The organism is Paenibacillus sp. FSL R5-0517, from assembly GCF_037974355.1.
GTDB lineage: Bacteria > Bacillota > Bacilli > Paenibacillales > Paenibacillaceae > Paenibacillus.
Genome location: NZ_CP150235.1, coordinates 2,489,931 through 2,504,461 on the forward strand (window position 1 = coordinate 2,489,931; position 14,531 = coordinate 2,504,461).

17 protein-coding genes are annotated in these 14,531 nt (G+C 44.8%); all 17 read left to right on the plus strand.

The features are described 5' to 3' along the window. Positions 1–6 precede the first annotated feature (6 nt). The 17 genes from MKX40_RS11275 to MKX40_RS11355 all read left to right on the plus strand — a co-directional run bounded on the left by MKX40_RS11275 (position 7) and on the right by MKX40_RS11355 (position 14,483). A complete protein-coding gene (locus MKX40_RS11275) occupies positions 7–1,443 on the plus strand; it encodes a chemotaxis protein CheB (RefSeq protein WP_339241606.1) in 1,437 nt (478 codons plus the stop codon). Positions 1,444–1,475: 32 nt separating this feature from the next. Beyond that, positions 1,476–3,548, plus strand: a complete 2,073-nt coding sequence (locus tag MKX40_RS11280; protein WP_339241609.1) for a chemotaxis protein CheA — start codon at positions 1,476–1,478, stop codon at positions 3,546–3,548. Between the two features lie 41 nt (positions 3,549–3,589). Beyond that, complete coding sequence (locus MKX40_RS11285) at positions 3,590–4,051, plus strand: chemotaxis protein CheW (RefSeq protein ID WP_145318865.1); 462 nt, start codon at positions 3,590–3,592, stop codon at positions 4,049–4,051. 10 nt (positions 4,052–4,061) lie between these two features. Further along, complete coding sequence (locus MKX40_RS11290) at positions 4,062–4,682, plus strand: chemotaxis protein CheC (protein WP_338594906.1); 621 nt, start codon at positions 4,062–4,064, stop codon at positions 4,680–4,682. Next, on the plus strand, positions 4,675–5,172 hold the full coding sequence (locus MKX40_RS11295; protein ID WP_017689162.1) for a chemotaxis protein CheD: 498 nt from the start codon (positions 4,675–4,677) through the stop codon (positions 5,170–5,172). The genes MKX40_RS11290 and MKX40_RS11295 overlap by 8 nt, the downstream gene beginning before the upstream one ends. A 4-nt stretch (positions 5,173–5,176) precedes the next feature. Next, positions 5,177–5,620, plus strand: a complete 444-nt coding sequence (locus MKX40_RS11300) for a hypothetical protein (protein ID WP_339241611.1) — start codon at positions 5,177–5,179, stop codon at positions 5,618–5,620. Positions 5,621–5,635: 15 nt separating this feature from the next. Beyond that, a complete protein-coding gene (locus MKX40_RS11305; RefSeq protein ID WP_339241613.1) occupies positions 5,636–6,424 on the plus strand; it encodes a FliA/WhiG family RNA polymerase sigma factor in 789 nt (262 codons plus the stop codon). A 62-nt stretch (positions 6,425–6,486) separates the two neighbouring features. Then, positions 6,487–7,896, plus strand: coding sequence for a FapA family protein (locus tag MKX40_RS11310; RefSeq protein ID WP_339241614.1), 1,410 nt, complete (start codon positions 6,487–6,489; stop codon positions 7,894–7,896). Positions 7,897–7,948: 52 nt separating this feature from the next. Further along, the gene (locus tag MKX40_RS11315; protein ID WP_339241615.1) at positions 7,949–8,263 is read left to right on the plus strand and encodes a hypothetical protein; all 315 of its coding nucleotides are present in this window, start codon (positions 7,949–7,951) and stop codon (positions 8,261–8,263) included. A 66-nt stretch (positions 8,264–8,329) separates the two neighbouring features. Then, entirely contained in the window at positions 8,330–8,914 is a 585-nt protein-coding gene (locus tag MKX40_RS11320) for a hypothetical protein (protein WP_339241617.1), read from the plus strand. Positions 8,915–8,917: 3 nt separating this feature from the next. Beyond that, positions 8,918–9,544, plus strand: coding sequence for a hypothetical protein (locus MKX40_RS11325; protein ID WP_339241619.1), 627 nt, complete (start codon positions 8,918–8,920; stop codon positions 9,542–9,544). 293 nt (positions 9,545–9,837) lie between these two features. Further along, on the plus strand, positions 9,838–10,536 hold the full coding sequence (rpsB, locus tag MKX40_RS11330) for a 30S ribosomal protein S2 (RefSeq protein ID WP_024630243.1): 699 nt from the start codon (positions 9,838–9,840) through the stop codon (positions 10,534–10,536). Positions 10,537–10,651: 115 nt separating this feature from the next. Beyond that, on the plus strand, positions 10,652–11,302 hold the full coding sequence (gene tsf / locus MKX40_RS11335; RefSeq protein WP_124114084.1) for a translation elongation factor Ts: 651 nt from the start codon (positions 10,652–10,654) through the stop codon (positions 11,300–11,302). A gap of 230 nt (positions 11,303–11,532) precedes the next feature. Then, the gene (gene pyrH, locus MKX40_RS11340) at positions 11,533–12,261 is read left to right on the plus strand and encodes a UMP kinase (protein WP_017689153.1); all 729 of its coding nucleotides are present in this window, start codon (positions 11,533–11,535) and stop codon (positions 12,259–12,261) included. Continuing rightward, on the plus strand, positions 12,261–12,815 hold the full coding sequence (gene frr / locus MKX40_RS11345) for a ribosome recycling factor (RefSeq protein WP_253433837.1): 555 nt from the start codon (positions 12,261–12,263) through the stop codon (positions 12,813–12,815). The genes pyrH and frr overlap by 1 nt, the downstream gene beginning before the upstream one ends. 89 nt (positions 12,816–12,904) lie before the next feature. After that, positions 12,905–13,672 (plus strand): isoprenyl transferase, encoded by a 768-nt coding sequence (locus tag MKX40_RS11350; RefSeq protein ID WP_339241623.1) that lies wholly within the window; start codon positions 12,905–12,907, stop codon positions 13,670–13,672. Positions 13,673–13,688: 16 nt separating this feature from the next. Next, the gene (locus MKX40_RS11355) at positions 13,689–14,483 is read left to right on the plus strand and encodes a phosphatidate cytidylyltransferase (protein WP_339241625.1); all 795 of its coding nucleotides are present in this window, start codon (positions 13,689–13,691) and stop codon (positions 14,481–14,483) included. Positions 14,484–14,531: the final 48 nt, after the last annotated feature.

Consider the following 14,531-nt stretch of genomic DNA (forward strand, 5'->3'; position numbering starts at 1 on the left):
CACAACATGGCGGTCTATCAAGTATTGGTTGTCGATGATTCCGCTTTTATGCGTAAGATTGTTACGGATTTGATCCAAGCGGATCCGGAATTCAAGGTCACGGCAACGGCATCAAACGGTAGAGAAGCGATTCAAAAATCACTGGAATTGAAACCCGATATTATTACAATGGACGTTGAGATGCCCGAAATGAATGGGTTGGATGCATTAAAATCAATTATGAAGGAATCCTTCGTTCCTGTGATTATGCTCTCAGGTATCAATGAACAAGGCATGAAAGAAACCATTATGGCGCTTGAAGCCGGAGCATTCGACTTCATTCGGAAACCATCTATTTCACATGACCAGGATATTGCTCAAGTCGGTAAGGCCTTGGTTGAGCGCATGCGTGCTGCGATGAATGAGATCAAGCGAAAAGCTGATCGTGAGTTATCGTTGAAAAATAGAGAGATTTCGCGAGCAACAGTTGTCCCTTCAGCTCAGCAGGTAAACAAAGAAATGCCAGGCAAGGATCGAGTAGAGCCTGCGAAAAAAATGATTGAACCTGCGAAGACGAGTCAACGCTCTCTTCAAGAGCGGACTGACGTCTTTCAGGCCAAATCCAAGAAACCTATTGAGCCATTATCACCTTCGAAACCAGGCCGCTTGGAGAAAAAAACGGAACCTTTGCCGAAAGCAGAGCGGACTTTGGAGACGAATGTAGAGAGAGTAGTGAAGTCAGCTAATCCAGTGCAGACTCCGAAGGAAGTTCGGCTACCTAATGCAGCTAGACTGGCAGCTGACCAAATAGCAGCAGCCTCTGCAAAAGCCAAGGATGTAATCAAGCCTAATCCTGTCTCTAAAGGTACAGTGGGAGCGGAAGGAACATTCAACAAGCTTGTGGCAATAGGTTGTTCTACGGGTGGACCGAGGGCTCTCAAGACATTGCTCGAGCAGTTGCCTGCTGATTTGCCTGCACCGGTCATTATTGTGCAGCATATGCCGCCCAATTTCACACGTTCTTTGGCTCAACGATTGAATACATTCAGTCCATTGCATGTAGTTGAAGCTGAAGAAGGCATGGTCCTGAAAAAAGGTACCGCCTATATAGCACCCGGCGGATTCCATGTGAAAGTTAACAAAACAGCAGACGGGAAGTTTATCGTGAAGTTGACTGAAGATCAACCAGTGAATGGACATAGACCTTCAGTGGATACGATGTTTGAGTCACTTCTGCCGTTTACATCTTTACAAAGGCATCTTGTTTTGCTGACAGGAATGGGAAGTGATGGAGCACGTATGATGAAGAGATTATACGAAGCTGGAGTTACATCAACCTTTGCCGAGAATGAAGAAACATGTGTTGTATATGGTATGCCGCGTTCTGCTGTAGAGCTGCAATGCGTTCGTCATCTTTTGCCACTGCAGGAGATTGCGTCTAAACTTGTTCAAGCAGTGAAATAACGGAGTGTAACTCACGGAGGAGGTGCCTCACAATGGACATGAACCAATATTTATCCATGTTTATTGATGAGTCTAATGATCATCTGCAATCGCTTAACGAAAACATGCTTCAACTTGAAGGCAATCCAGAAGATCTGGGTATAGTTCAGGTAATATTCCGCTCTGCTCATACCTTGAAGGGTATGGCAGCAACAATGGGCTTTGAAGATTTGGCATCACTGACACATAAAATGGAAAATGTGTTGGATCTGGTTCGTAATGAGAAGTTAAAAATGCAGGATTACATTTTTGACACCATGTTTAAGAGTCTCGACGCCTTGGAAACGATGGTTCAGGATATTACCGAAGGTGGACAAGGTAAAGCTGATGTTTCGTCAATCGTTGCTTCGCTTCAGGCCATTGAAAACGGTGAAATGACAAACGGAGATACATCTGCTACGGAAACAAAAAAGCCAGCTAACGCTTCAATTGCTTCGGCTGTGGAACTGGATGAATTCCAATATTCGGTGCTGGATCAGTCGATTGCCGAAGGTCATCGTGTGTTCTATGTGGATGTACTCGTTAGCGAGCATAGCCAGTTAAAAGGTGTACGGGCTTACATGGTTTTTGATATGCTGGAACGTTCAGGTGAAGTCGTAAAGGCTTACCCTTCCGTTCAGGATATTGAGCAAGAGAAGTTTGAGCGCAGTTTCTCGTTGTATTACATAACAACTAAAGAGGCGCACGAACTGGAAGAAGGCATCATGAGTATCTCTGAGATTGAAAGTGCAAAGCTGATTCAACTGGATCAGGAGACTCTTCAGCAGATGGCTAATCAGGTAGCAGCTACAGTTGAAGCGCCACCCGCATCAACAGCTGTAGCTGAAGTTGCTTCGCCGGATAACAATTCTGCACCTGCAGAAGAATCCAAAACGGCACCAGCCAAAACTGCTGCGCCGAAACAAGCTGCTGCACCTTCACGTACCATTCGTGTGGATATTGAACGTCTCGACGTATTGATGAACCTGTTCAGTGAATTGTTGATTGACCGTTCACGTCTGGAGCAATTGGCCAGTGAGACAGGCAACAATGATTTATCCGATACAGTTGCACATTTAAGTCGAGTTAGCACAGATTTGCAAAATATTGTACTGAAATTGCGGATGGTACCGGTAGATACCGTATTTAACCGATTCCCGCGTATGATCCGTGATCTGGCCAAGACACTAGATAAAAAAATCGATTTGGTTATTACGGGTGCTGAGACGGAATTGGACCGTACGGTAATTGATGAGATTGGTGATCCGCTTGTGCATTTACTGCGTAACGCGGTTGACCATGGTGTGGAATCCATTGCAGAGCGTGTAGCTGCAGGTAAACCAGAGATGGGTACAGTAAACCTGCGTGCCTTCCACAGTGGAAATCACGTGTTTATTGAAATCGAAGATGATGGTAAAGGTATCTATCGCGACAAGCTTTTGAAAACCGCGATCAAACGTGGTGTTGTAACCGAAGAACAAGGTGCCAAGATGAGTGATGATGAAGTGAATCAACTGTTGTTCGCACCTGGTTTCAGTACTGCAGATATTATCTCGGATATCTCTGGCCGGGGCGTTGGCTTGGATGTAGTAAAATCGAAGATCACTTCGCTTGGTGGTAATGTAACGATTCATTCAACTCCAGGCAAAGGTACTAACTTCTCTGTTCAGCTTCCGTTGACTCTATCCATTATCGCGGCGATGCTGGTACGACTTGGTTCAGAGAAATACGCTGTTCCGTTATCCTCCATTGTAGAGACGGCCATTGTACAACGGGAACAAGTTCGTAATATTCACGGCAATAAAATGATTACGTTCCGTGAGTCACTGATTCCGTACTTGTCCTTGAGCGAAGTTTTCTCCGTACCGGACTTCAATGACGCTGATGAGCAGGAAACAGAAATTGTCGTGATTCGCAAAGGTGACCGTCTTGCAGCCGTAGCTGTTGAAGAATTCATTGGACAAAGTGAGATTGTTCTCAAATCAATGGGAACCTATCTTCCTGCTATTGAAGGAATCTCTGGAGCAACTATACTCGGAGATGGACAAGTAGCCCTGATTCTTGATCCTAATGCATTTATTAAATAAGCATAGAGCGAAGTCTTACATTTAATAGGGAGGTTTTTTACATGGAAGAAGAGTTGAAAGTCATCGTCTTTAAATTGGGTTCCGAAGAGTATGGTATTGAGGTAGACAAAGTTCAGACGATTGAGCGCATGATGCCAATTACCCGTGTTCCCAAGACACTTTCCTTTGTAAAAGGAGTTATCAATTTACGCGGCGTTGTTATTCCGGTCATTGATCTGCGCGGTCGTTTCTCCCTTCCGGAATCAGAATACACGGATCAGACTCGTATTGTTATCGTAGGTGTTGACGACATGCAAGTTGGCTTCATCGTAGATTCTGCTAATGATGTTATCGATATCAAGAGCAGTGCGATCGATAGTCCACCAGAAGTGGTTGGCGGCGTTAAAGCGAGATACCTACGAGGTGTTGCTAAATTGGAAGATTCACGCCTGTTGATTATGCTTAACTTGAACGAAGTATTAAATAAAAGCGAGATTGTACAGCTGGAAAGTGTTGAGGGCTAGTACCGTGGAGATGTTCAACCGATTTGAGGTATTCCAGATGGATGTGCTCAAAGAGGTCGGTAACATTGGAGCAGGCAACGCCGCAACGGCGTTGTCTCAACTCCTCAACAGACCGATTGACATGGGTGTACCTAAAGTACAAATGCTCCCTTTTGAAGAAGTTGCCGAAAAAGTGGGCGGAGATGAACGCATCGTTGTTACCGTTTTTCTTCGTGTGGAAGGGGAAGCACCGGGAAATCTTTTCTTTATGATGACACCTGAGGCTGCTAAAATGTTGTTGAATAGACTCGCCGGGTTTGATTTGAAAGAAGGACTTGCTTTTACAGATATGGAGCAATCAGCGCTTTCCGAGATTGGAAATATTTTGGCTGGATCCTATCTTTCTTCTTTGGCAGATTTCACGAAATTGTCCATGTATCCAACCGTTCCTGGACTTGCCATCGACATGGCGGGTGCCATTCTAAGCTATGGTTTGTTGCAGTTTGGCGAGATGGGTGACGCTGCATTGTTGATTGACACATCTTTCTTTGAAGGTGAAGATCAGGTTGAGGGTCAGTTTTTCCTCATTCCGGACCCACCATCCTTTGCAAAGATATTTGAATCGCTAGGGGTGCCACTGAGCCATGATTGAGGACAAAAGCGTCGTTAAAGTCGGTATGGCGGATCTAAACATCGCTCATCTTCCCGGTGTAATCCGCACGACTGGCTTGGGTTCGTGTGTGGGATTAACAATGTATGACCCACATTTGAAGCTGGCTGGAATGGCGCATGTCATGCTTCCTACTTCAGAGATCGCACGCGAAGGGAAACTGAACACTGCGAAATATGCGGATACGGCGTTGCCTGAGCTTTTGGAAAAGATGATAAAACTAGGTGCTTCTCACTCACGTATTGTGTCTAAAATGGCCGGAGGCTCTCAGATGTTTGCCTTTGCCGGGGCTGGAGATACCATGCGCATTGGACCACGTAATGCAGATTCTTGTCGAGAGTGGCTTCAAAAACTCAATATCCCTCTTCTTGCAGAAGATACCGGTGGAAATTATGGACGAACAATTGAAATGGATTGTGAAACTGGACTTTTGACTATTCGAAGTGTACAAATGGGTGTAAAGGAATTATAAGACTATGATAGGAAACTACCGCATTAATCTTGGAGCAGGCATCGTTGGGTTTATTATTACTTTTTTTGTAGCATACAGCAGCAATGTGTTGATGACCAGTTTAATTCGCGGATTGATCGGATTCGTAGCCTGGTTTGTCCTTGCATACGGTTTACGCTGGGGATTGGGATTGCTGCTGAACCCTCAGGTCGAGGGGAATGGATATGGTTATGATTCACCAAATGCTCAAGATCAAAGAGGTTCACAGGTGGACATTAAAATCGAAGACGATGGACAAGAGCTGAATGATTTGCTCAAGAGTGGACAGAACGCTTCATCTGGGGACGATCTTCCGCCATCTGAGACGAAAGCTCCAACGGGATTCGCTCCTTTGGATCCGCCTAAACTTGTCCGGACCAAGGATCCGGAGGAATTGGCGCAGGCCGTTCGTCACCTGACAGACAAATAAGGAGGGTGAAAGCAATTGAACGAGCGTAAAGCTTCACATTTGAACCATTCTGATCTGTGGGAAAAGTGGAAAGAACATGGAGATCTTGAAGCCAAGAAAGCTTTGATTGAAAAGTATCTTCACATTGTAAATTATGTATCCGGTCGACTGGCTGTTGGTTTGCCCAAAAATGTTCCCAAAGATGACTTGGAGAGTAACGGCGTTATGGGGTTAATTGATGCTTTGGAGAAATTCGACTATGAACGTGGTTTGCAATTTGAGACGTATGCATCATGGAGAGTCCGCGGAGCCATTCTTGACGGTCTGCGTCAAGGTGATTGGGTTCCGCGTTCTGTTCGAGAGAAGGCCAAGCGTATTGAAGACGCCTACCAACAGCTGGAACAAAGCTATCTGAGGTCCGTTAGTGATGAGGAAATGAGTCAGTATCTGGACGTGTCTACCAAAGATTTTCAACATATGCTTCAGGAAGTGGCAGTCATGTCACTTTGCTCGCTGGAGGACCCCATTCGTGAAGAAGAGTCTGAGACTCGTCTGTCTTTGATGGTGGATGAAAAAGCTAAAAATCCGGATTATAAAGTGAATGAATTTTATTTGAAGGAAGCTTTGGTGCAAGGGCTTGACAAATTGACGGTAAAAGAGAGAACGGTTGTATCACTCTTGTATTACGAAGATCTTTCTCTTAGTGAAATTGCGGAAGTCATGTCTCTTTCTCCGTCTCGTATATCTCAGTTACATTCCAAGGCAATATTACGACTACGCGGCACATTGGACAAACAGAAAGATTTGTTGATGCGTAAAGATTAATAGAGATAAGTAATATAATTGGAGTTTGGGGAGTGGGAAGTCAAAAAGGGGGAAGAACTGCAGTGACACAGCGGACTGCTTTGGAACAATGTTTAAACATTGTTTTATCGGACGACAAATGCATAGCCTACCTTGAATTTTCCAAAGAGGAAGAGGGCTTTGCCTGCACGATCGATGAACTCGAACAATTCGTGGCGAACAAGGGCATCAAACAAGGTGTATTGCGAGAGGCATTACTACTTTTTGTGAGTAACCCTGAAACCTATTTAAAAGATAAATATAAGATTGCCGAAGGGATCGCTCCTATCCAGGGAACAGATGGATTCATCAAAATTCTGGTTGGGATGGACGATACAAACGAACGACGACCGCTTGAATCGGAAGATGGAACCGTCGATTACAAAGAAGTGACCCGGTTAAACAATGTCCGTAGTGGTCAGATCATTGCAGAGCGAATCGCTCCTTGCGAGGGCATACCAGGCAGGGCAGTAACGGGTGAGGAAATTCCTTATCGTCCGGGAAAAGAAGCTCGGTTTAAAGTTGGAAAAAACGTTGTGATTAACCCGGATGGTTCTGCAATGTATGCTGCACTGGATGGGCTAGTTACCAAAACGGACGGTAACAAACTGAATGTGTTTCCAGTCTATGAAGTCAATGGCGACGTTGACTACAATAACGGTAATATCGACTTTGTAGGCACGGTTGTCATACGCGGCAATGTACTTACCGGATTTAAAGTAAAAGCAGCAGGTGACATTCGTGTCGTCGGAGGTGTCGAAGGAGCGGAACTGGAAGCAGGCGGCTCAATCGAAATAACCGGTGGTATTATTGGGTATAACAAAGGACTTGTACAAGCAGGCCATAATGTTAAATGTACGTTTATTCAAGAAGGCAACGTGGATGCTGGTGAAGATGTTCTGGTTTCCCAAAGCATAATGCATTCCAATATTCGTGCTGGCCATGGTGTCATCTGTGCAGGAACTAAAGGTCTAATCGTTGGTGGTTCAATTCAGGCAGGTCAGAATGTATCAGCTCGTGTTGTAGGTAACAGTATGTCGACGGTCACTTCCATTGAAGTGGGTGTTCTGCCAAGGCTGCGTAACGAACTGAATGATCTGCGCAAGGAAGCCAGAGAACAGATGGACTCCTTGGACAAAACGAAGAAGGCTCTGACTTTGTTAGACCAGTTAGCTGCCGCTGGACAATTAAGTCCGGATAAGATGTCGATGCGAATCAAGCTGAATGCTACGCAGAAATCTGCTCTTCGGATTAGCGAAGAAACGAAAATGCGTATCTTTGAAATTGAAAAGGCACTTGAAGATACAAGCAAGGCTCGTGTTGATATTCTGAAGATGATTTATGGAGGCTCTAAAATAGTTATCGGCAGATACACGAAATTTATTAAAGATCCAGTGAGTCGAATTTCATTTTATTATCATGATGGCGATATTACGATGGTTCCATACGTTTAAGTACAGCATTCAGGCACAGGAAGAAATCCATTCGAAACCGTGAGGTGAGCGTATGAGTTTCAAAGCAGTGGAGTTGCAGATTGCGGTACCACGAACAAGCGAAGCGGGACGTTATCAAAGTGAAGCCCAGCAGAGACCGATTACGGATCAGAATCTTCTGGCAGAGCAAACGACGAAGGAAGCCAATGAAGCAAGGCAACGAAGTGAAGCAATGGACGAAACTTCACAGACTTCGGTGCGTGATGGTCAAACCAATGATGGGAATCAGCAGAGTGGTTCCGATGGACAGCAGACTGTTGAGGCTCAAGAAACTGTCAAACCTGCAGAACACCCGTACAAAGGAAAACATATAGATCTGTCTTTATAATAAATGGTTGTTATAGACAATGCAGTCTTGCGCACCGATGGTTGAATCAGAAGGAGAGAACCCAATTTGTCACCATGGATCATTATTGTCATATTAGGGGCCTGCGCCATCGCCTACGCTTATATTATGCCTCGGAAAAATAAGGCGCAAGAGCCAGGGCATCAACTGGTGCAGGAGATGGAATCTACGCTTGAACACTACATGACCGAGATTGAAAATGATAATGATGCCCTTATTCAACGTGTGGCTGAAATGAAGGGAGAAGCGACAGCAGCCGATCAACGTATGCAATTGCAACTTCAGGAATTACAGCAGCGGTTGGATCAGCTGGAACAGAGCAAAAAGAACGAACCTGTCGCATCGCCTGTTCTACACTCAGGTAATGTACCCGTACAAGCTTCCGAAGGTTTGCAAGCACAAGCGCTCGTGAAAAGTGTACAAGCAGAGGCGGCCCAGCAGGCGTTAGATTCAGACCCACAGAACGGCAAGGTCGAAACTTTGCCTGGGCGTGAATCAATTAAAGATCGATATGCAGAACTCTTTAATTTACATGCTGAGGGCAAGTCGATGGATGCCATATCCAAGCAGACAGGTATTCAGCGTGGTGAGGTACAGTTAATACTGCAATTGGCAGAACGGGAGGACAGCTAAGTCATGGACAAGCGATCCTTATGGATTGGTCTGGGGAGCGGCATGATTATTGGGGCAGTTTTGCTTCAACTGGCCACAGTTGGACAAAATGCATTAGCAGATAGTAATCTGGCCCCCGAGCAGACCGCCAATATGACCAAAGAACAGCTTGAAACAGCGGCAAAAAGCCTGGATATGAAGTTGGTCGGTTCTGAAGAGGAGCTATACACAGAAGCAGAGTGGGTGGCGAAGAAAAAGAAGGAGAGCAGTGAGTTGCAGGGGAATGCAGCAACACCGCCTGAGACAGTAACTTCTACGGATACACCTACAGAGCCTGAGAAGCCACAAGAGCCTGCGGCAAATGAGTTTGAAGGACAGAAAGAGATAACTGAGCCGAAGACATCAGAGCCTGTAACGCCGAGCAATCCGAAAGGCGCAACAGTATCATTTAAGGTACGTTCAGGCAATAGTCTGGCGATCGTTGCAGCAAATCTAAAAAACGCGGGAATCGTAGATGATGCTCAAGCGTTTATAAAAGCTGGCAAAGCTGAACGAATCAACACCAAAATTCAAGTGGGTACGTACGCGCTTGAAAAAGGCGAAAGTTTTAAATCCATTATCGCAAAAATTACGAAAGAACCGTCAAACTGAGCATGCTCGGACAGGACGGTTTTTGCTTATTGAACGGTGCAATTTCAAAACTGAACAATAATTTAGTGTTGAGTTACATATCAAGGTTAAAATGATTCGATACTAGCAAAAAGTAAAAATAGAATTAGCTTCAAATACTGTTGCATCAGACCTCCAGCTGTGCTATATTAGATAACGGTGTTAAAACACACGCATGTGCTAATTTTGTTGAGGGTGCTTTCCTTATGGAGAGTCTTGGCGAAAAATGATGCCGGCGGAGGACACAATAAAACCATATTAGGAGGTGTGTGAAGATGGCAGTAATCTCCATGAAGCAGCTTCTCGAAGCTGGGGTACACTTCGGTCACCAAACTCGTCGTTGGAACCCAAAAATGGATCGTTATATCTTCACTGAAAGAAACGGAATTTATATCATCGACTTGCAAAAGACGGTGAAAAAAGTCGAAGAGGCTTACAACTTCGTTAAAGGAATCGCAGGAGAGAATGGTACAATTCTTTTCGTGGGTACTAAGAAACAAGCTCAAGATTCTGTTAAAGAAGAAGCTGAACGCGCTGGTCAATTTTACATCAACCAACGTTGGTTGGGCGGTACCCTGACTAACTTCTCAACTATTCAAAAACGTATTGATCGTTTGAAACAGTTGGAAGCTTGGGAAGAAGACGGTACATTCGCTGTATTGCCTAAAAAAGAAGTTATCTTGCTTCGCAAAGAAAAAGATCGTCTGGAGAAATTCTTGGGCGGTATTAAAAATATGAAAGGCCTGCCAAGCGCCCTGTTCATCATCGATCCACGCAAAGAGCGTATCGCTGTTGCGGAAGCTCGCAAATTGGGTATCCCAATTGTAGGTATCGTTGATACTAACTGCGATCCGGATGAGATCGATTATGTTATCCCAGGTAATGACGACGCGATCCGCGCTGTTAAATTGCTGACAGGTAAAATGGCTGATGCTGTAATCGAAGCTAACCAAGGCGAAGAAACTTCCGCTTAATAGATTCGAACATATGTTATAAACTAAATGAAAAGGGTGGTTGGCAGGTGGATAACCTCTCACTGCCCTTTTTTTAGAGTGTACGTACAATACTTAATTTTGGAGGGAATTTATAATGGCAGTTAATGCGAGTGCAGTAAAAGAACTTCGCGAAAGAACGGGCGCAGGTATGCTCGATTGTAAAAAAGCACTGGAAGAAGCAAACGGTGATGTAACGAAAGCAGCTGAATTGTTGCGTGAGAAAGGTCTTTCCGCAGCAGCGAGCAAAGCTGGCCGTGCAGCAACTGAAGGTGTTGTTGAATCTTACATCCACGCTGGTGGACGTATTGGTGTATTGGTTGAAGTTAACTGTGAAACAGACTTCGTTGGTAAAACGGATCAATTTAAGGATTTCGTTAAAGATGTAGCTATGCAAATTGCTGCAGCTAATCCTAAATTTGTTACACGTGAAGAAGTTCCTGCAGATGAGCTGGAAAAAGAAAAAGAAATTCTGAAAGCTCAAGCTCTTAACGAAGGCAAACCAGAGAAAATCATTGAAAAAATGGTTGAAGGTCGTATTGGTAAATACTACGAAGAGTACTGCCTGATGGAACAAACTTTCGTTAAAGATCCAGACAAAACGATCTCCCAATTGCTGAATGAAAAAATCAGCCAAATTGGTGAAAATATCTCCATCCGTCGTTTCGTTCGTTACGAACTGGGTGAAGGTCTTGAGAAAAAAGTAGACAACTTCGTAGAAGAAGTAATGTCCCAAGTAAACAAATAAGACGGTTTTTAAACCGGCGAGCAGGATTGATTTTCGAAGATATAAGAATGAACATACTTCGAAGCGTAAACTCCCTTATATCTCAGGAAAACAGTGCCTTACCGGTTAAACGTTTTTCCTAAAAGAGCGGAACACAACTGTGTTCCTTTCTTTTTAAGCAGGAGGCCATGCGCGAGAAGTTTTGTTGGTTGAACACCAAGCGTGTTCGATTCAAAGTGGAGGGTGAATAATTGGAACAGCCAGTATTTAAACGTGTTGTCTTAAAGGTCAGCGGAGAGTCTCTTTCCGGTCAAAACGGCTACGGTATTGATGCAGATACGATCTCGTCGATTGCCCAACAGGTAAAAGAGGTTGTTGCACTTGGTGTACAGGTTGCTATTGTATGTGGCGGCGGAAACATCTGGCGCGGAATTGCAGGTAGCGAAAATGGCATCGATCGTGCAACTGCCGATTATATGGGAATGCTGGCGACAGTAATGAACTCGCTGGCACTGCAGGATGCTTTGGAACAGATTGAAGTACCTACGCGTGTACAAACATCTATTGCAATGCAACAAATTGCGGAGCCTTATATTCGTCGTAGAGCTATTCGCCATCTGGAGAAAGGCCGGGTCGTTATTTTTGCAGCAGGTACAGGTAACCCGTTCTTTTCCACGGATACAACAGCAGCACTGCGCGCAGCGGAGATTGAAGCAGAAGTTATCTTGATGGCCAAAAATAAAGTTGATGGTGTATACTCAGCAGATCCGTTTAAAGATAGTACAGCTGTGAAGTTTGATCAGTTGACTTACATGGATATTCTTAACAAAGACCTTGGTGTAATGGATTCAACGGCATCCTCGCTTTGTAAGGACAACAACATCCCGTTGATCGTATTTGCCATTACGGAACAAGGTAACATCAAACGTGTTGTTCTGGGCGAACGTATCGGAACAATCGTTAAAGGGAGTGTAGATTAATGCCACAAGCGGTTAAACAACATGCCGAAGAGCGTATGGAAAAAGCAATTCAAGCATTGCGTCGTGACCTGGCTACTTTGCGTGCAGGCCGCGCAACTCCAGCCCTTCTGGACCGAATTCAGGTAGAGTATTATGGAGCGATGACACCACTGAATCAACTTGCTAATATCAGTACTCCGGATTCCCGTACACTGATGATTCAGCCTTGGGACAAATCTTCCATGGGTGAAATCGAGCGTGCCATCATGAAATCCGATCTGGGTCTTACTCCAGCCAACGATGGTAACATGATCCGTTTGTCTATTCCGGCATTGACGGAAGAACGTAGAGCGGAACTTGTAAAGCTGACGAAGAAGTTCGGTGAAGAAGGTAAAGTAGCGATTCGTAACATTCGCCGTGATGCGAATGATGATATCAAGAAAATGGAAAAGTCCGATATTTCCGAGGATGAATCACGGAGACATCAGGAAGATATCCAAAAATCGACCGACAAGTTTATTGCTGAAGTCGATAAGGTACTCGCTGCCAAAGAAAAAGAAATCATGGAAGTGTAAGACAAGCGCAGCCCCTCCAATACGGTGGGGTTTTGTCTCTTTTTCCAAGCTTCAGATGAAGAAACTTCAGGGATTTTGGAGGAACAGGAATGATCAAACGGGTTCGGTCGTGGTGGAATGGGGCTGACAAGCAGGAAACGCTGACTATATCCGAGGACAATATCCCGCAGCACGTCGCCATCATCATGGACGGCAATGGACGATGGGCCAAACGTTTGGGACTCCCGCGTATAGCCGGGCACCAAAATGGCATGAAGGCGGTCAAACGTGCGACCATCGCGGCGGATGAACTGGGCATCAAATATCTGACGATGTACGCTTTTTCGACAGAAAACTGGACGCGTCCAAAAGAAGAAGTGGATTTTCTGATGCGACTTCCGCAAGAATTTCTGGCCATAGAGCTGGATGAACTAATAGAAAAAAATGTGCGCATTCGCATGATGGGCCAAGAGGAACATTTACCTTCTCATACCATCAATGCCTTGCGGGAAGCCATTCGTCTTACGGAACATAATACAGGTCTCGTTTTGAACTTTGCAATGAACTATGGAAGTCGTCGTGAAATGACGGACTGTGTTAAACAGATTGCTCTGCATGTAAAATCGGGGGAACTATCTGCAGAGGACATAACACCCGAACTCATTGACAGGCATATGCTGACGGTTGATATGCCTGATCCGGATCTGCTGATCCGGACGAGCGGAGAGCTTAGATTAAGCAACTTTATGCTTTGGCAGCTTGCATATAGTGAATTATGGTTTACGGATATATACTGGCCCGAATTTGGCAAAAAGCATTTGCTTGAAGCAGTAGCCGAATATCAGCGCAGAACAAGGCGTTACGGCGGTTTGAAATAGATGGAGGATGAAGCCGTTGAAACAGCGATTAACGACAGGAATCATAGCAGGTGTGTTGTTTTTAGGTTTTTGCATGCTGGGCGGACCCTGGTACCATGGTTTGGTATTGCTTATGGCTCTCATCGGTTATTATGAATTTGTTAAAATGACCGGGGTGAAGCCTTTTTCAGGTGTGGCCCTGATTGGATACGCTGGTGTTTTTGCCATTGTGTTTCCTTGGGAAATGCTTTGGGAGGCCAGACCGCTATCCTTATTTCAGGTCATCTGGATTGTAATGCTTGTACTGATGACCGCTTCGGTTGTTACCAAAAATAAGGTGCCCGTAAATACAGTGGCCATGCTTTTCCTTGGCGTGTTGTATATAGGAATCGGTTTCTATTACATTGCAGAATCCAGACATCTGCATCATGGGTTGTTCTGGACGTTTCTGTTGCTGGGCTCCATATGGGCCAGTGATGCAGGAGCTTACTTTGTAGGGAAACTCATTGGTAGAAATAAGCTGTGGCCTTCCATCAGTCCAAACAAAACCGTGGAGGGTGCATTGGGTGGCATCGTAATTGCAATTGTTACGTCTATTATTTTTGCATTAGTGTCAGATGGTTTGCTTTCCTGGCAGAGAGCAATTGTGATTGGGATTGCCTGTGCAGTTGTAGGTCAGATGGGTGACTTGATCCAGTCTGCTTACAAACGTGTATATAATATCAAGGATTCAGGTAATCTTCTCCCAGGGCATGGAGGCATTCTTGATCGGTGCGACAGCTGGATTGTTGTTTTTCCATTCGTACATATACTAATGCTACTGCCCTATTAAAGAAGAACATAAGTCTGAGATAACAGCATTGTTCGCCGTAGGCATTGG